The following is a 22,694-nucleotide window of genomic DNA, read 5'->3' on the forward strand; positions in this document are numbered from 1 at the left end:
ATGCACGCAAAATGCGCAGCGGCAGTCGCTCAGGCGGCCGGCCGAGATCTAAAGAAAGCTGAGCTCGACGGTATCGAGAACCGCGTTCGTGCCGGCATGCGCGCAGTGGCGCGGCAAGACCCGGCCGCTTGGCGCTCGATGACCGAAGCCGAGCGCGTGCAGGCCGGCGCGGAATGGGCTCGGCAGCAGTTAGAAGCCGAGGCGAACCTCGACAAGGCCCGCAAACAGCTGCAGATCGCCAAGCAGATCGAGACGACAGACCGGATTCAGGAAGCGCTCTTTGCCGATCCTGAGCGCGCATACGCGAAGCGCGCCCGCGAGAAGGCCGTGAAAGCAGATATCGAGCGCACGTATGAGCTGGCCGGCGGCATCAAGGCCGACTACATGCGGCAGACGATGGACGCGATCGAGGCGATGAAGCATGGGCAGAACTTCCTCGCGCGGGCATTTGACATCGACAATCCAGCCATGGAGCGCGACATCATCCGCGAAATCTACCGCGGCGCTGATGGCTCGACGGGAAACGAAGTGGCGAAGGCGGCCGCGCAGCAGATCGGTGCGACGTCGAATGCCATGCGCGAGCGCTTCAACCGCGCGGGCGGCAACGTCGGCCAGCTCGACTACGGATACGTGCCGATCCGCCATTCGCAGGCGAAGATCCTCGGCAACGGCTCGGACGCCGCGCGGCACGCATGGGCCGACTTCGTGCTGCCGCGGCTCGACCGCTCGCAGTATCTGGATGACGCGGGGAATCCGCTCGACGACGCCGCGCTGCGCCGCGTGCTCACCGGCGAGGACCGCGAGTCGTGGGAAGCGCGTAACATCGCCGCGCGCGGCATGGGTGTCGAGCCGCGTCAGCAAGGCGTATGGGACACGATCGCGTACGGCGGTGTGAACAAGATCGTGCCCGGCGAGACGACGGGGGCGGCCGCACGCGCAAATGCCGGCTCGCAACATCGCGTGCTGCACTTCAAGGATGCCGACGCGCACATCGAGTACAACCGTGCGTACGGCGAAGGTTCGCTGCTGAACGCGCTGATCGACCACGTCGGCGGCATGGCGAAGAATATCGCGCTCGTCGAGCGGTACGGTCCCAACCCGACGCGCAACATGCGCACGCAGATGCAGCTAACCGCACTGCATGACAACACCGAACTGCGCACGCTCGAAGGCGGTATGACGTCGGTCGGCGCCTACTGGAACTACGTGACGGGCGCGACCAACACGCCGGTCAATCCTGCTGTTGCAAACAAGATGGAGACGGTTCGCACGACGGTGAGTGCGATCAAGCTGCAGCTCACGATTCTTGCAGCGCTCGGCGACGTTGGCACGATGTTCGTCACGGCTGGCTACAACCGCGTCCCATTCTTCAAGACGCTCGGCACCGCCGCAAGACTGATGGGTCCCGGCTCCGGCGACTATCGCAGTTGGCTAACGTCGCAAGGCCTGATTGCCGAAACGCTCGAGCACGGCCTGAATCGATGGGGCACCGATCACCTCGCGACGAGTTGGGCGAAGTGGCTCTCGGCGCAGACCATGAAGTTCGGCGGCGTCACGGGCTGGACAGACGCGATGCGCACCGCGTTTCAGGCGCAGATGATGCGCGGGCTTGCCGAGATCAGCGGTACGGAATGGAGCAAGCTGACCGAGTGGGATCGGCGATCGCTCACGCGTTCTGGCATTACCGCTGACGACTGGGCGCTTGTGAACCGCGCGACGCCCGGCGAGTACAACGGTTCGAAGTATCTGACGCCGGACGCGCTGTACGGCACCGGCGATGCGCGCGCGGCTGACGTCGTGCCGAAACTGCTCGGCATGATCCGCGACGAAGGCGAATTCGCCGTGCTGAACCCGGACCTGCGCACGAAGGTGATTGCCGCGGCGACGCCCGGCACGCTGCAAGGCGAGCTGCAGAAGACCTTCCTGCAGTTCAAATCGTTCCCGATCGCGATGATCTCGCGGCACTGGGGGCGCATCGGCGAAATGCGCCGTTCCGGCGACTTCCGCGTCGAAGGCGCACCGACGCTCGCCAGTCCGATGGCGTACGGTGCGGCGCTCGTCGTCAGCACGACGCTGCTCGGTGCGCTGGCTGTCCAGTTGCAAAACCTGCTGCTGGGGAAAGATCCAGAACCGATGGGCGATGACGTGAAGCATGGCGGCGCATTCTGGTTCCGCGCGTTTACCAAGGGCGGCGGCGCAGGCTTCGCGGGCGACATGCTGTCGGCCATGCTCACCGGGAAGAACCCGGCCGAGGCCGTCGGCAGCGTCTTTGGTGGCCCCCTTGTATCGACCGCTATTCAGGCGGTCACGCCGTTCTCCAACAATGCGATGGCCGCCGCCGAAGGCAAAGATACCCATCTGTCCGCCGACCTGTTGAAGTTCGCGCAATCGAACATGCCGATCGTCAATCTTTGGTACTGGAAAACGGTGTGGAACCGGCTGATCTGGGACAACATCGCCGAGAACCTGTCGCCGGGCGTCACGTCGCGCAACGTAGCGAAGTCGCGCCAGCAATACCACAATGACTACTTCTGGGAGCCGGGCACCAGCGCGCCGCAGCGCGCGCCTGATCTCGGCAACGCGTTTCAGGGGGGATGATGGGCGAAGCACTTGCCGCGCAGCGTCTGCGCGAACTATTGAACTACGACCCGGAGACAGGCGTGCTGACGTGGCGCGTTGGTCGACAGGGGAACGCCGGCGCTGGCTCGGTCGCTGGCGACGTGAATGCACGTGGGTACCGTCGCGTTTCTGTCGACCGGCGCCGCGTCATGGCGCACGTGCTGATCTGGGTCATTGTGACTGGAGAATGGCCGGATCGTGACATCGATCATGTGAACGGCGTGCGCAGCGACAACCGCTGGTCTAACCTTCGGCTCGCGACTCGTTCGGAGAACAACCAGAATCAGCGTAATGCGCGACGCGACAATGTGGCAGGGCTTCTAGGTGTGAGCCCGAATCGTGATCGCTGGGCTGCCTCGATCACCGTCGACGGCCAGAAGCAGCACATTGGTACGTACGACACGCCGGAACTTGCACATGCTGCGTATCTCGATGCAAAGCGGCGAGTGCACATCGCGTGCACCATATAGGGGGGAATCGTGAGATCCGATCAATACGACCGACTTCAGGCTTTGAGCGTGAAGCTCACTGACCACTTTCTTGACGAGGCCGATCCGGATAACTGGGTAGGTGCTGGTATTCCGATCGCACAGATGGATGCGAAGACGCGCGGCGACGCGTATTGGTGTCGCAAGGTGCCGGCGGCTACGCTGGCCCTGATCATGCGTATCGTGACACTGACCGGCAAGATTCAGGCGGATTCGGCCGGTGGTGGTGCGGGGGGCGCCGCTGTCGAACCCGAAGATGCCGACGCCGGCGATCTTGACAAGGACATCGCGCGCGCCGAACGAAAGGCGGCGCAGCTGTTAGACCGCGTGCAGCAGGAGGCGCGCAAGACGGCATTCGACAAAAAGACGCATGGCAAAGCGTAAGCCCGTCGACTTCCTGACGTTCTTCATCCTCTGGGCGGAATTTCAAGGCTGGACCGTCCCGCTTCTGCACGTCCGGATTTGCGTGTGGCTCGACACCTGCACGGCGCCAGTGCGCGTCCTTCAGGTGTTTCGTGGTGCGGCAAAATCGACGATCTATGCGGTGTGGAAGGCATACCGGTTGTATCGCGACCCGGCGCGTCGGTCGCTGATCTGGTCGGCCGACAACGACACCGCCATTATGTTGACGGCGGACACGATCAACGTGCTTCGCAATCATCCGCTGTGCCGCGGCATGCTACCTACCAAGCCTGGCGCGAAGCGGTTCTGGGTTGCTGGCGCGACGGACGCGCGGAACCCGAGCATGCGCGCGACAGGCGTCATGTCGAACGTGACCGGCGCGCGTGCTGACGACGTCGATTTCGATGATATCGAAGTGCCCGGCAACATCGAGACGCCCGAGGCACGCGAGAAGCTGCGCCGACGCATCGCCGAATCAACACACATTGCGGTGCCCGGCGCGCAGAAGACGCTGATCGGCACACCGCATACCCATGATTCGATCTACCCGGAACGCATTGCAGCGGGCGCAGACTCGCTGACGATCCGCCTTTTCGAGAATTCAAAGCGATATGAGGACACGTCGAAGGAGACACGGTACCAGTTCGATTTCGATCCGGACGAGCATGGCCTGTACGTCTTCGCAGGCATCCACAAGCATGCGCGGCTGCTAACGGAAGGAAGCGACTATCGCGTGGAGGGACGAGTGATCGTGTTCCCGAAGCCGCCCGGGTGCCTGATCGACGTCTATGCGCGGTGTGCATGGCCGGAGCGTTTCACACGCGAGGAACTGCAACTACGGCGTAAGGAAACGCGGACGATCAACGAGTGGGATTCGCAGTATCAGCTCGAGGCGAAGCCGCTCACGGAAGTCCGGCTCGATCCCGAAAAGCTAAAGCCGTACGACGTGCATCCGATCGTCGAGCGTGCGAACCGCGAAATGCGCATGATGCTCGGCGGCACGCGCATCGTTAGTGCGCGCGCGTACTGGGACTGCGCGACAGGCAAGGTCGGCAGTGATGACTCGGCGTTTTCCCTGCTGCTCGACGACGCAGCCGGCAACTACTACTGGCACGTCGCGCAGGCGATGCTCGGCGAGTTTGCAGAATTTTCCAGCGGTGAGAATTCGAAGATCGTCGGCGGCCAAGTCATGCAGGTGTGCGATCTGGTCGAGCGATTCGCGATTCCGCAGATCTACGTCGAGACGAACGGCGTCGGCTCGTTCGTGCCGCAGCTGCTGCGCAAGGCACTCCGGCAGCGCAAGCTGATATGCGGTGTCGTGGAGCGTACCGCGACCGTCAACAAGAACGAGAAGATCCTCGCGGGTATCGAGCCGCCGCTGAAATCCGGCGTTCTATGGGCGCACGTCGACGTGCTCGACGGCCCGGTGTGGGACCAGATGCAGTCCTTCAACCCCATGGTGTAACAGCAGCCGGACGACTTCATCGACTCCGGCGCGTCCGCGATCCTCGAAACCCCTGTCCGCATCGGCCGGATAGTCGGGAATCCGACAGCCCCAGAGGGGCACGATTGGCGTCCATCAACGGGCGTGCACGAAGTGACGCTCGAAGTCTAGCGCCGCGCGTGCGGCGCTCCACCGGAGACCGCAGCGTGACCGTCCCAGTCCAGAATCCCATCGTTTCGTATGTCGGCAACGGCATCACCACCGAGTTCGCGTTCGACTTCAAGATCCTGAACAGTGCCGACCTGAAGGTGATCAAGAACGGTGCACCGCTGTACGTCGGAACGCACTTTTCGATCAACGGAATCGGTGAGGAATCGGGCGGATCGGTGGTCTTTTCGGTCGCTCCGCTGCTCGGCGACAAGATCATCATCTATCGGCTGGTCGCCCTGCGTCGAGACGTGGACTATCAGGACAATGGCGACCTGCTCGCCGACACGGTGAACGCCGATTTCGACCGCATCTGGATGGCGCTGCAGGACGAAGGCTCCAACCGCACGCGCGCGATCCAATACCCGATCGCCGAATACACCGCGGACGGCACACTTCCGCCGGCGAACGATCGCAGCAAGATGCTGCTCGGATTCGACGAACTCGGCATGCAGACGATGGTTCCGCTTCCGGCGAGTGTCGGCGCTGGCGATCTGAAAAACGAATCGTGGACTGACGGCGTCGATTACACGGCCGGAACTTCGACGTCCGTGCAGCTCTCGCGCTCGTATGGAACGAAGGCGAACCTCGGCATCGTCGTGATGGCTGGCATCGCGCAGGACCCCTCTAGCTATTCGCTGATCGACGGCGGCACGACTCTGCAGTTCGACGCGCCGATCCCGCTCGGCGTGTCGCGTATCTGGTGCGTAGGCGGAACGACGCTGTCGATTTACGTGCCGCCTTATGGCTCTGTCGGTGATGATCAATTGCAATGGGGACGCGTTCTCACGCGTGTGGTGGACTCCGTCGACGCATTGAAAAGCCTGAATGTCTCAAAGTATCAAGCCGCGTCGACGCGCGGCTATTACGCAGGGGGGCGCGGCGCAGGCGATTACTGGTACGACAGTACAGCCACGCACGATATGGACAACGGCGGCACGATCATCGCGAGCAGTACCGGGCCCGGCTGTTGGCGTCTGATTCTTCGTGGAAACGTCAATCTCTTCCATTTCGGTGCGAAAGGTGACGGCGTCACCGACGACACGGCACGTGTTCAGGCCGCCGTGAATGCGAATCTGCCACTGCTGGAAGTGCCATCGACGGCCAATGGCTTTCGAACCACTGCAACGATCCAGTGTCAACAATCGCTCACGTTTCTAGGCGAAGGCACGTCGCCGTTCACGTCAGCCGGTCCGTACGACAATCGCGGTCCCGGTAGTTGGTTCTTCTTTGATCACCCCGGCATCGGCATTAACGTATCGAACAACGCTGGCGTGAATTTCGTTAATACCGTGCGATTCTTGCGCGTCGGCTCGTATCGCAAGCACGTGAACGCCGTGGCTCCGGGATGGACTCCGACGGTATTTGACTTCGATTTCTCATCGCAGAACGCGGACATCATCATGGACGACGTGATGATCCTGAACGCGTATCGCGCCGTGCAGGTCGCACATCCCAACGGCGGCGGCCGAGTGACTCTGAACAACGTGCGGGGTCAGTGGTTCAGCATTGGCATCAATCTTTTCGAAGTGTTCGACACGTGCCGTTTGACGAATATTCATCAATGGCCGTTCTGGTACAACGGATCCGCCGTGACGGATTACCAGAAGGCGAACCATGTTTTCTGTTCGATGACGCGCTGCGACAACCCGATGTTCGAGAACATTTTCTCGATCTTCAATCTCGTCGGATTTGAATTTTTCGAAAGCGCAGCAGGACGCGCATCGCAGGTTCATGCTCTGAATATCGACTTTGACCAAACGTCGATGCCGATCTTTGTCGACGCGTCAGTCACCGATGGCGTCGACGGGCAGTTTGTAAACGTCACTACGTTTGGACAGACACCGGCCGACACGAACGGATACGGCGTCCGCATTCTCGGCAACAACTGCCGTTTCGAATTTTCGAATCTGGTTGGCAAGACGCTGTCACGTGGGCTGGTGCGCATCGAAGGAACGGGCAACATCGTCCGTGTCGCGGGCGCGCGCATTTCGTCATGGAATACGTTCGGCGCAGGTTCGGAAGCGTTCTATTGCGGCAGCGGCAATCAACTGATCGTACCTGATGCGGTCGTCGCCGAAGGGCCGACCGGGACGACGTTGTTCGCTGGTGCCGGCGCCATTCATTACCCGCAAGGCGTAAATCTTGGGACCGGCACTATCGCTAACGGAACGACGTCCGTGACGATTAACCACGGGTTGCCAATGACGCCGAGTATCAGCCAGATTCAGATCTGTATGACGACCGGGATCGGCCTGGCGAAAAGCGTGTGGATCAGTTCCGTTGGACCGACAGCATTTACTGTGAGTTGCGACGCTAATCCCGGCGCGAATGTGTCTTTCAATTGGCGCGCCGCGCTCGAATAAGAAGGAGCCGATATGGCTGAACCCACCACCACCAGCACGGCCGCCGTCGGCGCCCTTCTCTGGAAACTGCTGCCGGGCGCAATCGGTTCGCTGATCGCGCTCGGCTTCATCGGCGAAGGACTGACGCGCAAGCAGAAGGTCGTCTCGTTCCTGTCGGGCGCCGCGGTCGCGTATTACGGCGGCCCGCTGATCGTCGTGTGGTTCTCGATCAGCGACAGCGGCGCGCAGCAGGCGATCGGGTTCCTCGTGGGCCTGTTCGGACTGGCAATCACAAAAGAGCTGTTCAAGGAAATCAACACAGCCGACCTCATCGGGGCTTTGAAACGCCGCTTCCTTGGGGGGCAATGATGGTCACGGTCTTCTATCTCGCAAACCTCGTTGTGTTGCTGTTCTGCATGTGGATCGCCGTTACGAACGTGTTCGTGACAGGCTGGTGGGGCACGCTCGGATTCTCGATCATCGGAATCTCGTCGGCCGTGAACCTGTTCAAACCGATGCGCATGCCATCGACGATCGATATGCCCGAGACACTGATGCTCGTCGGCCTCGCGATCGTGTGCATCTGGATCGCGGCGCGCGTTGCGTACTGGCGCAAGAAAGGGGGGCGTCATGGCTGGCTATGACCGCTCGCTGTTGAAGACGGAGCTCACGCGCGACGAAGGCCGCATGAAGCGCATCTACGTCGACACGGTCGGCAAGGTGTCGGGCGGCATCGGCCGCAATCTCACCGACAAAGGGTTCCGCGACAACGAGATCGACCTGATGTACGAGAACGACGTCGCCGAGACGGAAGCGTGGCTCGATCGCAACCTCACGTGGTGGCGCTCGCTCGATCCGGTGCGCCAGCGCGTGATGATGAACATGGCGTTCAACATGCAAGGGAAGCTGCTGACGTTCGTCAACACGCTTGCGGCGATCCAGCGCGGCGACTATGGCGCGGCCGCCGACGGGATGCTCAACAGCCTGTGGGCGAAGCAGGTCGGCGCCCGTGCGCGGCGGCTCGCCGATCTGATGCGGAGCGGCACATGACGATTCTCGATCCGCGCATCTGGCTCGCCTTCCTCGTCGCGCTGGCGATCACGGCCGCCGGCTGCTACTTCAAAGGGCACGCCGACGGCGTACGCGCGACGACTGCAGCTGCGCAGAAATCGCAGCTCGAGGCTGTCGCGGCCGCACGCGCCGAAGAACAACGCCGCACCGCGGCCCAATCGGAGATTGCGAAAGATGCGAACAAACAGCGAACTGCCGCGCTCGCGGATGCTTTTGCTGCTCGCGCTGCCGCTGGCAGCCTGCAACAGCGCGTCGATCAGCTCGTCGCAGCCGCCCTCCATCCCGCCGCTGCCGCCGGAAGCTCGGCAACCGGCGACGCCCTCGATCTGCTTGCCGACCTGTTCGGCCGGGCTGACGAGCGCGCGGGAGAACTGGCGAAAATCGCTGACGAGCGGGGCATTGCCGGCCAGCAATGCGAGCGCGACTACGATGCCCTGACCGAATCCATCAACCAGAGGAAGGAACCGCAATGAAGAAGACCCTGATCGGCGCGCTGCTTGCGCTGACCGCAGTCGCGCATGCTGCGACGAAAGTGCCCGTGCAGATGATCGACACGGTCGGTTCGACTGTCGGACAAGCGATCGTGTCGGGCGGCCCGTCTGGTGTGTCGACGTGGGGAAGTGTTTCGGTCAGCGGCCTGTCGCCCGTCACCGCAAACACGGTGCTCGCGAATGCGACCGGCTCGACCGCAACACCGACTGCGTTCCCCATGCCGAGTTGCAGCGGCGCAAACAACGCGCTGCGATGGACGGCCGGCACGGGATTCACGTGCGCGAGCTCGATCGCGCTGACGTCCGCCGGTCTGAATCAGTTCGCGGCGACGACGTCCGCGCAGCTGGCCAGCGTGGTTTCCGACGAGACGGGCAGCGGTGCACTTGTGTTCGGCACGAGCCCGACGATCACGTCTCCGACGATCACGGGGGGCAGCATCAATAACACGCCGATCGGAGCGACTACAGCAAGTACTGGCCGCTTCACGACGATCACCGCAACAGGAGCGATCACGCCGTCGTCGACGGCCGGCATTGTCGGCACGGCGCTCGGCGATAACGCGAATGCGGGAAGCGTTGGGGAATTCATCAACCCGGCTGCGACGACGGGCACGAGCATAACGAACAATGTCGCCGTGAATTGCGCGACCGCGCCATTGTCCGCGGGCGACTGGGACGTTGAGGGAGTCGTCCAGTTTGCGCCGGCCGCGTCGACCGTTTTTGTGAATCCCGGAGTCGGCATATCGACCGTATCAGCTGCCTTCGGCGCGTTCGATACCTCGATGCTGAAAATTGGCTCAAACGGGCAAGGACTCGGCGACACGCTGGTTACACCTACCGTCCGCGTACCGCTGTCTTCGGCCGCTACGGTTTATCTGGTTGCTTCCGCCGGCGTGTCGGGCGGCACGGCGACTTGCAATGGGCGAATCCGCGCTCGACGCATTCGTTAAGCGAGGGGCTGCCTGACATCGGTTGGTGCAGGCTCAGAAGACTTCGGTGGCGCGGGGGACACCTTCTTCAGGGAGAGTGCCGGCTTCTCGACAAAGAACCACGACGCTGTCGCAATCGGCGTCACCATTGCAACCGTGAGCAGCGATAGGGTTGTCGGAGCGACGCCGGTTCCGAACCACCACACCAGCATCTGCTGCACGAGAAACGCGTATATGTAGACGCCGTACGAAATATCGAAACGGTTCAGGAACGCGAGCTTCGGCAGGCGTTCCGCCGCAAAGATGACGATGAAAGGCAGCAGCAGATTGAACGCGTACGCCTTGATCTTCCAGTCTGCGCTCGCCGCGAACACGTAGAACGGCAGCAGCGCCAGCAAGACGCAAACTGCCCACAGGACCCAACTGCGCGGCAGCGTGACAGTCGCGAGAAATGCTCCACCCCAAAAAAACACGCCGAGCCGCGCGAGCTGGAAGGTGCTCACGCCGAACATCGTACCGTCCGCCCATAGCATGTTGCCCATGAAAGCGGCATAGAACGCGGCTAGCATCAGCAGCGTTCCGCGCCAGTTCAGCGCGCCGGCCCACGATACGCCGAGCAGCATCAGGTAACACAGCACCTCGAGCGCGAGTGTCCAAAGCGAGCCGTTGACGACGGGAACCGGGTTTGACGCGAAGAAGTGTGGCAGCGTCGGGACCGGCCAGAACAAAGTGAGATTCGCCAGATAGTCGAGCCAGCCGGGAAACCACGTGCGCGTCATGATCGGTCCGGCAACGAAGACTGTCAGCAACAAGAGAACCAGCAGACCGGGAAAGATTCGCAGGGCGCGGTTGCGTAGATACGCAAGCGGATTCGCGTTACGCTGCAGCGACTGGCAGACCAGATATCCGCTGATCGCGAAGAAGGTGCTTACTCCCAACTCGCTGAACTGCGGGAAGCCGTGTATCTGAAGCCAATCGTGAGGCAGCCCGAGCACCACATAGCTGTGGGTAACTATGACGGCGTAGGCGGCGAGTAACCGTAATGCGGTGAACGCATTTCTGGTGTTTCGGGCCATATTTTTTGCTCCGATTTCTCAGGCAGGACTGGACACCTTCGACGAACTGATACCGAGATGGATGGTCGTTTGCTCGATTTTTCTAAATCAACTGGTTGAGAAGAATCACGGGGGCGTGTCGGTCCGTAATCGCGCTGGCGCCGAGATCGACTGCTCCGACATTGGCCGCGGTTCAGTTGGAGGCCTGAAGAGCGTCAAGGTGATCCGCCCAGTGCTGCATCATTTTTCGGCGCTCCGGAAGGTATTCGGCGTGGACGTACGCAGCCGTGACCTGATTGCGCTCCGCGTGCGCCAGTTGACGATCGACGACGTCCCGACTGTATCCGAGTTCGCGGAGCACGGTCGCAGCGAGGCCGCGGAACCCATGACCAGTCATTCGGGATTTGTACCCCATTCGGTACAGCGCATAGAGCATCGTGTTGTTCGAGATATGGCTTCGTCCCTGGACGCTGTAGAAGACATGCCGCTGGCTGCCGTTGAGCTCGCGCAGGGCGGCAAGCACTTCTAGCGCTTGCCGCGACAGCGGCACGATGTGCGGATCGCGCATCTTCATACGCTCAGGCGGGATGCGCCATTCGGCTGCGCGCTCATCGAATTCATCCCATTCAGCGTTGATCATCTCAGTCGTCCGAGTGAACGTCAGCGCCATGAACCGAAGGGCGAGTTGCGTGACTCGATCGCCGGAGTAGGCGGCAATGTCGCGCATGAGCTGCGGGATTTCGATGGGCTTCACGCGCGCCATGTGCCGGACGCCGGCTCCTTTCCGAAGAACGGTCTCGGCGTCAATGTCGGCGGCAGGGTTGCGCGAGCACCGGCCTGTCATGATCCCGTACTGAAACACAGCGCGCGATCGTTGAAGCACACGCTTCGCTGTTTCTCGAACGCCGCGTGCTTCAACGGCACGCAGGATCTCGAGCATGGCGGGTGCCTCAATGTCGCGCAGCGGCTTGGCGCCGATCCGCGGGAACACGTCGACCTCCAGCGAATTGATCACCTTGGCTGCATAGACTTCCGTCCAGCCGTCCTTCTGGGCTTCGAACCACTCGCGGGCCACTGCCTCGAAGGTTGACGATGCCTCGATTACCCGTGCGCGCTTGATTTCGCGCTTCTGCTCGGTTGGGTCTTGTCCCGCTGCCAGCAACTTCCGGGCGGCGAGACAGGCCTGTCGCGCTTCGGCCAAAGATACCTCAGGGTACACGCCGAACGACGCGAGCTTTTCCTTCCCGCCGAATCGATACTTCATCCGCCAGTAGCGGGAACCGTTTGGCATCACCTGCAGATAGAGTCCCTTGCCGTCAGCTAGGCGATATGGCTGTTCGGCGGGCTTCGCGCGGCGCACCTGTAGGTCGGACAGTGGATCAGTTCGCTTCGGCATTTGACTTGGGGGTATCGGCGCTGCGTGCTTCGGGGTATATCCTCAACGATACCCCCAAAGCACTTGGCTTGTACTGGGCAACATTGGGCAATGATGGCAGCAAAAAGCCCCGCAGAGCAAGGCTTTGCGGGGCTTTTTAGGAAATCTTGGGAGGCTCTGGGAACCTTGCTGGTCCCCCCGACAGGAATCGAACCTGTATCTAGCGCTTAGGAGGCGCTTGTTCTATCCATTGAACTACGGGGAGAGCCCTATCCGGATATCGCGCGCGAAACGCGAGAAGCGAAGCGTGAACCGGACGGCGGGTGTGGACAGCGCGCAGAGTATAGCAAACGCGGCGCGCGCGGCGGCCGGATCGCTCCGCACTGACCGCGCATCACGCGCCGCAATCGGCAACCGAACAACGAGAAATCAAAAATCGACGACGACGAAATCTTCCTTGCCCACGTCGCACAGCGGGCAGCGCCAGTCGGCGGGAATGTCGGCGAAACGGGTGCCGGCCGGGATGCCTTCGTCGGGCAGTCCTTCCGCTTCGTGGTAGATCCACCCGCAAATCAGGCAGACCCAGCTCTGGTATTCGGTTACTTCGCTCATTGTGGTGCTCGGGATGATCGGGAATCTGTGACGCCGTCCGCGGCATGTCCGCCGGACGAGACGCGCAATGGTACCGGAATTTCGCCGATTTCCGCCGCAACGTCGTTTTAAACGTACGCATCGCGAACAGCAGCCGAACGACGGGGCGCGCGACCCGCACGCCGTCGCGTGCGCCGGGCATGCAGTGTATGCTTCGTGGGCCTGTCAATCTGGAGGAACAAACGATGCTCAACAGAAAGTGGATCGCGGGTGCGGTATGTGTCGTGGCGCTGGCCGTGTCGACGGCGGCGCGCGCCGAAGCGCGCGTGTTCTTCGTCGAGCCGCAGGACGGCGCGACGGTATCGAGCCCGGTGCACGTGAAGTTCGGTCTCGAAGGAATGGCGTTGAAGCCGGCTGGCGACATGACGCCGGACACCGGCCACCATCATCTGCTGATCGACGGCAAGCCGGTGCCGAAGGGCGACGTGATCCCGGCGACCGACCATTCGCTGCACTTCGGCAAGGGCCAGACCGAAACCGACGTGAAGCTGCCGCCCGGCCAGCACACGCTGACGCTGCAGCTCGGCGACGGCGCACATCGTTCGTACGGTCCCGAATTGAGCTCGACGATCACGATCAACGTGAAGTAACGATCGTTATCGCCCGCGCGGGCGCGCGTGCGCCCGACGCGGGATTCCGGCCGGCCGCCGTCCGGGCCGGCCGCTGCTCGTGCAACATCCCGCGGCAACCGCGCGAGCGGCATCAACCGGCATCGACCGGCGCCGATCGTGGCACTAGCCCATCCGGCCATCCCGGCGTACGCGTCCGCCACCGGTACAATGGGCGCTTCCGATTTCTCTCTTCGCCGTCTCCCCATGTCGCTTTATTCCATTACCGGCGCGCAGCTCGCGTTCGGCCACGTCGCGTTGCTCGATCACGCGGACTTCTCGCTGGAGGCCGGCGAGCGCGTCGGCCTGATCGGCCGCAACGGCGCGGGCAAGTCGTCGCTGCTGAAGATCGTCGCGGGGCTCGCGAAGCCCGACGACGGGCTCGTCACGCGTCAACAGGAACTCGTGACGGTCTACGTGCCGCAGGAGCCCGAATTCGAGCCGGGCGCGACGGTGTTCGATGCGGTCGCGTCGGGACTCGCGCACACGCGCGAACTGCTCGAAGAATACGACTCGATCGCGCACCGTCTCGCGGAAACGCCGGAAGGCGCGGAGCACGATGCGTTGCTCGCGCGGATGAACGCGCTGCAGTCGTCGCTGGATGCGCACGACGCGTGGAACTGGCGCACGCGCGTGTCGATGACGCTCGCGCAGATCGGACTGCCGGACGGCGACGCGCACGTCGACGCGCTGTCGGGCGGGATGCAGAAGCGCGTCGCGCTCGCGCGTGCGCTGGTGCTGCAGCCCGACGTGCTGCTGCTCGACGAACCGACGAACCACCTCGACTTCGACGGCATTCGCTGGCTCGAAGAATTGCTGGTCGCGCAGCGCGCGGGCCTGCTGTTCATCACGCACGATCGCGCGTTCCTCGATCGCGTCGCCACGCGCATCGTCGAGCTCGACCGCGGCCGGCTGCTGTCGTATCCGGGCAATTTCTCCGCATATCAGACGCGCAAGGCGCAGCAGCTGGAAGTGGAGCGCGTCGAGAACGACAAGTTCGACAAGCTGCTCGCGCAGGAAGAAGTGTGGATCCGCAAGGGCGTCGAGGCGCGCCGCACGCGCAGCGTTGGCCGCATCGCGCGGCTCGAGCAGATGCGCCGCGAGCGCGCGGAGCGCCGCAACGCGCAGGGCAACGTGAAGCTCGACGTCGCGCAGGGCGAGAAGTCCGGCAAGATCGTCGCGGAGCTGACGGACGTGACGAAGCACTACGGCGGCCGCACGATCGTCGACCGTTTCACGGCGACGGTGATGCGCGGCGACAAGATCGGCTTCGTCGGTCCGAACGGCGCGGGCAAGACGACGCTGCTCAAGCTGATCCTCGGCGAACTGAAGCCCGACGAAGGCACGGTGCGCACCGGCACGAACCTGCAGGTCGCATATTTCGATCAGATGCGCGCGCAACTGGACCAGGAGAAGAGCCTCGCCGATACGATCAGTCCGGGCAGCGAATGGGTCGAGATCGGCGGCGTGCGCAAGCACGTGATGAGCTATCTCGGCGACTTCCTGTTCGCGCCCGAGCGCGCGCGTTCGCCGGTCAAGTCGCTGTCCGGCGGCGAGCGCAACCGGCTGCTGCTCGCGCGCCTGTTCGCCCGTCCGGCCAACGTGCTGGTGCTCGACGAACCGACGAACGACCTCGACATCCCGACGCTCGAACTGCTCGAGGAGCTGCTGACGGATTACGACGGCACGGTGCTGCTCGTCAGCCACGATCGCGCGTTCCTCGACAACGTCGTGACGTCGGTGATCGCGTCCGAAGGCGACGGCAGGTGGCGCGAATACGTCGGCGGATTCACCGACTGGCAGATCCAGAGCGAGCGCACGCAGCAGCTCGCGCAGCAGGAAGCCGCGAAGCGGGCGGTGAAGGACGCGTCGCCGGTCAAGGAAGAACCGGCAAAGAGCGCGGCCGGCCGCAACGCGCAGCGCACGGTGAAGCTGTCGTTCAACGAGCAGCGCGAACTCGATTCGCTGCCGGAGAAGATCGCGTCGCTCGAGGCCGAGCAGAAGACGATCGCCGCGCAGCTCGAGGACGGCTCGATCTTCGCGAAGGATCCGCAGGAAGGCGCGCGCCTGACCGAGCGGTTCGCGGCGATCGACGACGAACTGCTCGCCGCGCTCGAACGGTGGGAGACGCTCGAAGCGAAGCGCAAGCCGGTGTGACTTGCGCCGCGCCGGCGCGATGCGGCCGGCCCGGCAACGTCGGCACCGGCGCCGCCGCGACGATCTCGCGATGGCGCGCCACGCGGAACCAGTAAAATACCGCGCGTCCCGGGCCGCGCAGCGCTCGCCGCGCGCCCGCTTTCGGAGCAGTTCGAGCACGCCGTTGTTTCGATTCGCTTTTTTACGGAACTCAACGTTTTGTCCACGACGTTATCCACACGAGATGTGGACAACGTCCCGATGAATGACGAAATTCAGCCCCTATGTCAACGAAGAAGCCCAGTGCGGCCTATAGCGAAGCATCGATCAAGGTGCTCAAGGGTCTCGAGCCGGTCAAGCAGCGGCCCGGCATGTACACCCGCACGGAGAACCCGCTGCACATCATTCAGGAAGTAATCGACAACGCGTCGGACGAGGCGCTCGGCGGCTACGGCAAGCAGATCACGGTCACGCTGCATGCGGATCATTCGGTATCGGTGGAGGACGACGGCCGCGGCATTCCGTTCGGCCTGCATCCCGAAGAAGGCGTGCCGGTGGTCGAGATCGTGTTCACGCGGCTGCACGCGGGCGGCAAGTTCGACAAGGCGGCGGGCGGCGCGTACACGTTCTCGGGCGGCCTGCACGGCGTCGGCGTGTCGGTGACGAACGCGCTCGCGACGCGGCTCGACGTCACGGTGTGGCGCGACGGCAAGATCGCCGAGCTCGGGTTCGCGGACGGCGACGTCGTGAAGCCGCTGTCCACGCAGCCGGCAGGCCGCGGCGACAAGAAGTCGGGCACGCGCGTGCAGGTGTGGCCGAATCCGAAGTACTTCGATTCGCCGAATCTGCCGCTCGGCGAACTGCAGCGCCTGCTGCGCTCGAAGGCGGTGCTGCTGCCGGGCGTCGAGGTCGTGCTGGTCAACGAGAAGACGGGCGAGCGCCAGACCTGGAAATACGACGACGGTCTGCGCGGCTATCTGCTCGACGAGATGAACGGCAGCGAGCTGCTGATTCCGCTGTTCGAAGGCGAGCGTTTCGCCGATTCGCGTTCGGGCGACGATACGTTCGCCGAGGGCGAGGGCGCGTCGTGGGTCGTCGCGTGGAGCGAGGAAGGTTCGCTCGTGCGCGAGTCGTACGTGAACCTGATTCCGACGCCGGCCGGCGGCACGCACGAGTCCGGCCTGCGCGACGGTCTCTATCAGGCGGTGAAGAGCTTCGTCGAACTGCACAACCTGCAGCCGAAGGGCGTAAAGCTGCTCGCCGAAGACGTGTTCGCGCGCGTGTCGTTCGTGCTGTCCGCGAAGGTGCTCGATCCGCAGTTCCAGGGGCAAATCAAGGAGCGGCTGAACAGCCGCGACGCGGTGAAGCTCGTGTCGTCGTTCTCGCGTCCGGCGCTCGAACTGTGGCTGAACCAGCACGTCGAGCACGGCAAGAAGCTCGCGGAGCTCGTGATCAAGCAGGCGCAGGCGCGCACGCGCGCGGGCCAGAAGGTCGAGAAGCGCAAGAGCTCGGGCGTCGCAGTGCTGCCCGGCAAGCTGACCGACTGCGAGACGGAAGACATCGCGCGCAACGAGCTGTTCCTCGTCGAGGGCGACTCGGCGGGCGGCTCCGCAAAGATGGGCCGCGACAAGGAATATCAGGCGATCCTGCCGCTGCGCGGCAAGGTGCTGAACACGTGGGAAACGGAGCGCGACCGCCTGTTCGCGAACAACGAGGTGCACGACATCTCGGTCGCGATCGGTGTCGATCCGCACGGCCCGGACGACAGCGTCGATCTGTCGAACCTGCGCTACGGCAAGATCTGCATCCTGTCCGACGCGGACGTCGACGGCTCGCACATCCAGGTGCTGCTGCTCACGCTGTTCTTCAAGCATTTCCCGCAGCTGATCGAGCGCGGCCACGTGTACGTCGCGCGCCCGCCGCTGTTTCGCGTCGACGCGCCGGCACGCGGCAAGAAGCCCGCGCAGAAACTGTACGCGCTCGACGAAGGCGAACTCGAAGCGATCCTCGACAAGCTGCGCAAGGACGGCGTGCGCGAAACGCAGTGGAGCATCAGCCGCTTCAAGGGCCTCGGCGAAATGAGCGCCGAGCAGCTGTGGGACACGACGATGAACCCCGACACGCGCCGGCTGATGCCGGTGAAGCTCGGCGAGCTCGACTACGACGCGACCGTCGCGCGGATGACGATGCTGATGGGCAAGGGCGAGGCAGCCGCACGGCGCGGCTGGCTCGAGGAAAAGGGCAACGACGTCGAAGCGGATATCTAAGCGCCCGGAGCGCGGCCGGGCGTGACGCCCGGCCCGGCCTCACGCCACTTACGAATACGGAATTCAGATGGACGACATTACTCCCGATCTCTTCGCCGGGTCCGATGCGCCCGAAGCCGACGCGCTGACGCTCGGCAACTACGCGGAGCAGGCGTATCTCAGCTACGCGGTCAGCGTCGTGAAGAGCCGCGCGCTGCCCGACGTGTGCGACGGCCAGAAGCCGGTGCAGCGCCGGATTCTGTACGCAATGAACGAAATGGGCCTCGGCCCGGACGCGAAGCCGGTGAAATCGGCGCGCGTCGTCGGCGACGTGCTCGGCAAATATCACCCGCACGGCGATCAGTCGGCGTACGACGCGCTCGTGCGTCTCGCGCAGGACTTCTCGCTGCGCTACCCGCTGATCGACGGGCAGGGCAACTTCGGCTCGCGCGACGGCGACGGCGCGGCGGCGATGCGCTACACCGAAGCGCGGCTGACGCCGATCTCGAAGCTGCTGCTCGACGAGATCGACCAGGGCACGGTCGACTTCATGCCGAACTACGACGGCTCGTTCGAAGAGCCGAAGACGCTGCCGAGCCGCATGCCGTTCGTGCTGCTGAACGGCGCGTCCGGCATCGCGGTCGGCCTCGCGACGGAGATTCCGTCGCACAACCTGCGCGAAGTCGCCGCGGCGGCGGTCGCGCTGATCCGCAATCCGAAGCTCACGCACGCGGAGCTGATGAACCTGATTCCCGGCCCGGATTTCCCGGGCGGCGGGCAAATCATCTCGAGCGACGCCGAGATCGCGGCCGCGTACGAGAGCGGCCGCGGCAGCCTGAAGGTGCGCGCGCGCTGGAAGATCGAGGATCTCGCGCGCGGCCAGTGGCAGCTCGTCGTCACCGAGCTGCCGCCGAACACGTCGTGCCAGAAGGTGCTCGAGGAAATCGAGGAGCTGACGAATCCGAAGCTGAAGCTCGGCAAGAAGACGCTGACGCCCGAGCAGCTGAACACGAAGAAGGCGATGCTCGATCTGCTCGATGCGGTGCGCGACGAGTCGGGCAAGGAGGCGGCGGTGCGGCTCGTGTTCGAGCCGAAGTCGCGCACGATCGACCAGACGGAATTCGTCAATACGCTGCTCGCGTATACGAGCCTTGAATCGAACGCGACGCTGAACCTCGTGATGATCGGCGCGGACGGCCGCCCGGGCCAGAAGGGGCTGCTCGCGATCCTCGACGAATGGGTGAAGTTCCGCCAGTTGACGATGACGCGTCGTTGCCGCCATCGTCTCGCGAAGGTCGACGATCGCATCCATATCCTCGAAGGGCGGATGATCGTCTTCCTGAACATCGACGACGTGATCCGGATCATCCGCGAATCGGACGAGCCGAAGGCGGCGCTGATCAGCACATTCGGCCTCACCGATCGGCAGGCGGAGGACATCCTCGAAATCCGCCTGCGTCAGCTCGCGCGGCTCGAGAAGATCAAGATCGAGAAGGAGCTCGACGCGCTGCGCGACGAGAAGGCGAAGCTCGAGGAACTGCTCGCGAACGACAGTGCGATGAAGCGGCTGATGATCAAGGAGATCGAAGCCGACGCGAAGCAGTACGGCGACGATCGTCGCACGCTGATCCAGCAGGAAAAGCGCGCGACGTTCGAGGCGAAGGTCGTCGACGAGCCGGTGACGGTCGTCGTGTCGCAGCGCGGCTGGGTGCGGGCGCTGAAGGGCCACGGGCTCGATCCGGCGGCGTTCTCGTTCAAGGCCGGCGACAGCCTGTACGCGGCGTTCCAGTGCCGCACGCCGGACCGGCTGATCGCGTGGGGCAGCAGCGGCCGCGTGTACTCGGTCGACGTGTCGGTGCTGCCGGGCGGCCGCGGCGACGGCGTGCCGGTCACGTCGCTGATCGAGCTCGAATCGGGCTCGCACCTGATGCACTACTACGCGGCGGCGGCCGATCAGCCGCTGCTGCTCGCATCGAGCAATGGCTTCGGCTTCATCGCGAAGGTCGGCGACATGGTGAGCCGCGTGAAGGCCGGCAAGGCGTTCATGACGATCGACGAAGGCGCGGTGCCGCTTGCGCCGATGCCGGTGCTGCCGAACGCGACGCAGGTCGCGTGCCTGTCGAGCGGCGGACGGCTGCTCGTGTTCGGGATGGACGAGATGAAGACGCTGTCCGGCGGCGGGCGCGGCGTCACGCTGATGGCGCTCGACGACAAGGAAACGCTCGTGCAGGCGCTCGCGATCGAGCCGGCGGGCGTCGTGCTGGTCGGCAGCGGCCGCGGCGGCAAGGTGCAGGAGGAGACGCTGTCGTACGCGGGGCTCGCGCCGCACATCGGCAAGCGCGCACGCAAGGGCCGCGCGCCGGATACGAAGCTCAAGGCCGTCACCGAACTGCGCCCGCTGTTCGGCTGAGCCTGACGCTGCGCATCGCAGGCCGCATGACCGCTTCGGCGGCCATGCGGCTTTTTTATGCGAGCGCGGATTCACGGATGCGCGCGTGGCAAGGTGGACCGGAACCTGCAAAATATTGTGAAATTCCGCGCGGCGCCTGAACCGCGCGGCGGCGAGCCGGTCGAACGTCGCTCGATACCGCGTGCGGCACGTCGCCGCCGGCCCGCCCGCGCGGCATGTCGCCGCATTCAACCGATCACAGGATTGTCGCCATGTCTCACGCTATTGCCGTCGCGCTGTTTCTTCATCTGCTGGCCGTCGCCGTGTGGGTGGGCGGGATGGTTTTCGCGAACTTCTGCCTGCGGCCCGCGCTGTCGGATCTGTCGCCGCAGCTTCGGCTGCCGTTGATCGAAGGCGTGTTCGGGCGCTTCTTCAACTGGGTGTCGGGCGCCGTGATCGTGATCCTGCTGTCCGGCGGCTTCCTGCTCATGTCGTTCGGCGGCGCGCACGCGACGTGGCCGCTGCACGCGATGGCGGGGCTCGGCGTCGTGATGATGCTGATCTTCGGTCACATCCGCTTTGCGCTGTTTCCGCGAATCCGCCGCGCGGTGCAGGCGCAGAACTGGCCGGACGGTGCGCGCGCGGTGAATGCGGTACGCCTGCTGGTCGTCGTGAATCTCGTGCTCGGCGTCGTCACGATCGGCGCGGCCGTGTTGTCGCGCGGCTTCTGAGCGACTGCGCGCCGCGCGCGGGTGAGGGCGAGGCGGCCGCGTTGGTCGCGCGATTGCCGTCATGCGGCAAGCATCGCATCGAGCAGCCACGAGCCGGCCGGGCCGAGCGGCCGGTTGCGCGACCACACCGCATCGACGCGCACACGGCGCGGCCAGCCGCGTGCACGCAGCTCGCACAGCCTGTCGTGCGCGAAATGTTCGACCATCCACCGCGGCAGCTCGGCCCAGCCGAACCCCAGCACGGCCATCTCCAGCAGCATCAGATAGCTCGGCGCGAGCCAGCGCTGCGTGCCGACGACGATGCGGTCGTCCGTGCCAGGATCCTCCGGTTTGACGTACGTGATGAGGCGCAACTCGCGCGCATCGCGCAGCGCCGCGTGCGGCACTTCGGCGTCGCCGTATTCGGCCAGCGCATGCGTGCGGCCGACGAACAAGCCGATCTCCGATTCCTCCGCGACCGTCGCCGCGCCGATATCGGCCGGATACGCGCTGCGCGCGGCCATCAGCCCGAGCTGCGCGCGGCCCTGCTGGATCAGGTCGAGCACGTCGTCGTGTTCGGCGATCTGGCATTCGAGCTCGAGCGCCGGAAAGCGCTGCTCGAGCGCCATCAGCGTTTCCTCGTAACGTTTCGACTGATACGTGTCGGACACGACGAGCGTCAGCCGCGCTTCCTCGCCGCGCGCGAGGCGCGCCGCGGTGCGGTCGATCGCGGCGCCGGCTTCGAGCGCGCGCTGCACTTGCGGCAATAGCGCGCGGCCGGCGTCGGTGAGCGTCGGCGTGCGCGTCGAGCGGTCGAACAGCTGCACGCCGAGATCGATTTCGAGGTTCGCGATCGCTTCGGATACGGTCGACTGGCGCTTGCCGAGCTTGCGCGCAGCGGCCGTGAACGAGCCGAGCAGCGCGGCTTCGGCAAACGCGAGCAGCGCTTCGGGGGCATGGCGCATACGGCACTCCTTGCGACGATATATCGGAAAAACCGATGATAACAAACTGGATAAGCGCCGTTTTACCGATCAGAATGGCCGCCGACGAATGCAGTACACGAATCGGAGGGAACCATGAAACACACGAACAAAACGGTGACGGAGCGCGCGATCCACGCGCTGACGTTCGAACTCGTCGCCATCGCGCTGTGCGCGCCGCTCGGCGCATGGCTGCTCGACATGCCGGTGTCGCACGTCGGCGCGCTGACCGTGATGGTGTCGCTGATCGCGATGGCATGGAACATGACGTTCAACACGCTGTTCGACCGCTTCGAGCGGCGCGTGGGACTGTCGCGTACGCTCGCGGTGCGCGTCGCGCATGCAGTCGCGTTCGAGCTCGGCCTCGTCGCGCTGGTCGTGCCGGTGGCCGCGTGGTGGCTGAACGTGAGCCTCGTCGAAGCGCTGCTGCTGGATCTCGGTATCGTGCTGTTCTTCCTGCCGTACACGTTCTGCTTCAACCTCGCGTACGACGCGCTGCGCGCACGCTGGATCGCGCGCCGCGGCGCGATGCAGGCGGGTTGAGC

General features: G+C 64.1%; 20 protein-coding genes and 1 tRNA gene. 16 read left to right on the forward strand and 5 right to left on the reverse strand.

Annotated elements, in window-relative coordinates; genetic code table 11:
* The 10 genes from BUB20358_RS08995 (at position 1) to BUB20358_RS09040 (ending at position 10,017) form a co-directional block, all read left to right on the forward strand.
* Positions 1-2,598, forward strand: coding sequence for a hypothetical protein (locus BUB20358_RS08995; protein WP_006763729.1), 2,598 nt, complete (start codon positions 1-3; stop codon positions 2,596-2,598).
* Positions 2,595-3,089 (forward strand): HNH endonuclease, encoded by a 495-nt coding sequence (locus BUB20358_RS09000; protein ID WP_081293570.1) that lies wholly within the window; start codon positions 2,595-2,597, stop codon positions 3,087-3,089. The genes BUB20358_RS08995 and BUB20358_RS09000 overlap by 4 nt, the downstream gene beginning before the upstream one ends.
* 48 nt (positions 3,090-3,137) lie before the next feature.
* Complete coding sequence (locus BUB20358_RS09005) at positions 3,138-3,491, forward strand: hypothetical protein (protein ID WP_223296935.1); 354 nt, start codon at positions 3,138-3,140, stop codon at positions 3,489-3,491.
* Positions 3,478-4,974 carry a phage terminase large subunit gene (terL, locus tag BUB20358_RS09010; RefSeq protein WP_006763730.1) on the forward strand — a complete coding sequence of 499 codons (1,497 nt, stop codon included), beginning with the start codon at positions 3,478-3,480 and terminating at the stop codon, positions 4,972-4,974. The genes BUB20358_RS09005 and terL overlap by 14 nt, the downstream gene beginning before the upstream one ends.
* Positions 4,975-5,159: 185 nt before the next feature.
* Positions 5,160-7,526 (forward strand): putative phage tail protein, encoded by a 2,367-nt coding sequence (locus BUB20358_RS09015; RefSeq protein ID WP_052688661.1) that lies wholly within the window; start codon positions 5,160-5,162, stop codon positions 7,524-7,526.
* A 12-nt stretch (positions 7,527-7,538) separates the two neighbouring features.
* A complete protein-coding gene (locus BUB20358_RS09020) occupies positions 7,539-7,874 on the forward strand; it encodes a hypothetical protein (protein ID WP_006763731.1) in 336 nt (111 codons plus the stop codon).
* Entirely contained in the window at positions 7,871-8,149 is a 279-nt protein-coding gene (locus BUB20358_RS09025; protein WP_035971951.1) for a hypothetical protein, read from the forward strand. Before BUB20358_RS09020 ends, BUB20358_RS09025 begins: the two co-directional genes overlap by 4 nt.
* Positions 8,136-8,555 carry a lysozyme family protein gene (locus BUB20358_RS09030; RefSeq protein ID WP_006763733.1) on the forward strand — a complete coding sequence of 140 codons (420 nt, stop codon included), beginning with the start codon at positions 8,136-8,138 and terminating at the stop codon, positions 8,553-8,555. Before BUB20358_RS09025 ends, BUB20358_RS09030 begins: the two co-directional genes overlap by 14 nt.
* Positions 8,552-9,049: a DUF2514 family protein gene (locus tag BUB20358_RS09035; RefSeq protein WP_035971952.1), complete on the forward strand. Its 498-nt coding sequence runs from the start codon at positions 8,552-8,554 to the stop codon at positions 9,047-9,049. Before BUB20358_RS09030 ends, BUB20358_RS09035 begins: the two co-directional genes overlap by 4 nt.
* Positions 9,046-10,017 carry a hypothetical protein gene (locus BUB20358_RS09040; protein WP_035971954.1) on the forward strand — a complete coding sequence of 324 codons (972 nt, stop codon included), beginning with the start codon at positions 9,046-9,048 and terminating at the stop codon, positions 10,015-10,017. Before BUB20358_RS09035 ends, BUB20358_RS09040 begins: the two co-directional genes overlap by 4 nt.
* Here the strand turns inward: BUB20358_RS09040 and BUB20358_RS09045 are convergent.
* The 4 genes from BUB20358_RS09045 to BUB20358_RS09060 all read right to left on the reverse strand — a co-directional run bounded on the left by BUB20358_RS09045 (position 10,014) and on the right by BUB20358_RS09060 (position 13,038).
* Positions 10,014-11,072: an acyltransferase family protein gene (locus BUB20358_RS09045; protein WP_006763735.1), complete on the reverse strand. Its 1,059-nt coding sequence runs from the start codon at positions 11,070-11,072 to the stop codon at positions 10,014-10,016. The genes BUB20358_RS09040 and BUB20358_RS09045 overlap by 4 nt on opposite strands.
* A 172-nt stretch (positions 11,073-11,244) precedes the next feature.
* The gene (locus BUB20358_RS09050; RefSeq protein ID WP_006763736.1) at positions 11,245-12,447 is read right to left on the reverse strand and encodes a tyrosine-type recombinase/integrase; all 1,203 of its coding nucleotides are present in this window, start codon (positions 12,445-12,447) and stop codon (positions 11,245-11,247) included.
* A gap of 169 nt (positions 12,448-12,616) precedes the next feature.
* Positions 12,617-12,691 (reverse strand) — tRNA-Arg (locus tag BUB20358_RS09055).
* Positions 12,692-12,855: 164 nt separating this feature from the next.
* A complete protein-coding gene (locus tag BUB20358_RS09060) occupies positions 12,856-13,038 on the reverse strand; it encodes a rubredoxin (RefSeq protein ID WP_006763737.1) in 183 nt (60 codons plus the stop codon).
* 224 nt (positions 13,039-13,262) lie between these two features.
* On the opposite strand from BUB20358_RS09060, the gene BUB20358_RS09065 reads away from it, so the two are divergent.
* From BUB20358_RS09065 to BUB20358_RS09085, 5 genes are all read left to right on the forward strand, one after another.
* Complete coding sequence (locus BUB20358_RS09065) at positions 13,263-13,667, forward strand: DUF4399 domain-containing protein (protein WP_035971957.1); 405 nt, start codon at positions 13,263-13,265, stop codon at positions 13,665-13,667.
* A 225-nt stretch (positions 13,668-13,892) separates the two neighbouring features.
* Positions 13,893-15,842 (forward strand): ATP-binding cassette domain-containing protein, encoded by a 1,950-nt coding sequence (locus BUB20358_RS09070; protein ID WP_035971959.1) that lies wholly within the window; start codon positions 13,893-13,895, stop codon positions 15,840-15,842.
* A 263-nt stretch (positions 15,843-16,105) separates the two neighbouring features.
* Positions 16,106-18,088, forward strand: coding sequence for a DNA topoisomerase IV subunit B (gene parE, locus BUB20358_RS09075; protein ID WP_006763740.1), 1,983 nt, complete (start codon positions 16,106-16,108; stop codon positions 18,086-18,088).
* A 67-nt stretch (positions 18,089-18,155) separates the two neighbouring features.
* The gene (parC, locus tag BUB20358_RS09080; protein WP_006763741.1) at positions 18,156-20,477 is read left to right on the forward strand and encodes a DNA topoisomerase IV subunit A; all 2,322 of its coding nucleotides are present in this window, start codon (positions 18,156-18,158) and stop codon (positions 20,475-20,477) included.
* A gap of 251 nt (positions 20,478-20,728) precedes the next feature.
* Positions 20,729-21,187, forward strand: coding sequence for a CopD family protein (locus BUB20358_RS09085; RefSeq protein WP_006763742.1), 459 nt, complete (start codon positions 20,729-20,731; stop codon positions 21,185-21,187).
* 59 nt (positions 21,188-21,246) lie between these two features.
* Here the strand turns inward: BUB20358_RS09085 and BUB20358_RS09090 are convergent, their stop codons facing one another.
* On the reverse strand, positions 21,247-22,131 hold the full coding sequence (locus BUB20358_RS09090; RefSeq protein WP_006763743.1) for a LysR family transcriptional regulator: 885 nt from the start codon (positions 22,129-22,131) through the stop codon (positions 21,247-21,249).
* Between the two features lie 114 nt (positions 22,132-22,245).
* Here BUB20358_RS09090 and BUB20358_RS09095 point away from each other — a divergent pair, with 114 nt between their 5' ends.
* Entirely contained in the window at positions 22,246-22,692 is a 447-nt protein-coding gene (locus BUB20358_RS09095) for a multidrug/biocide efflux PACE transporter (protein ID WP_006763744.1), read from the forward strand.
* The last annotated feature ends 2 nt before the right edge of the window (positions 22,693-22,694 follow it).

It is taken from the genome of Burkholderia dolosa (genome assembly GCF_902499135.1).
GTDB lineage: Bacteria > Pseudomonadota > Gammaproteobacteria > Burkholderiales > Burkholderiaceae > Burkholderia > Burkholderia dolosa.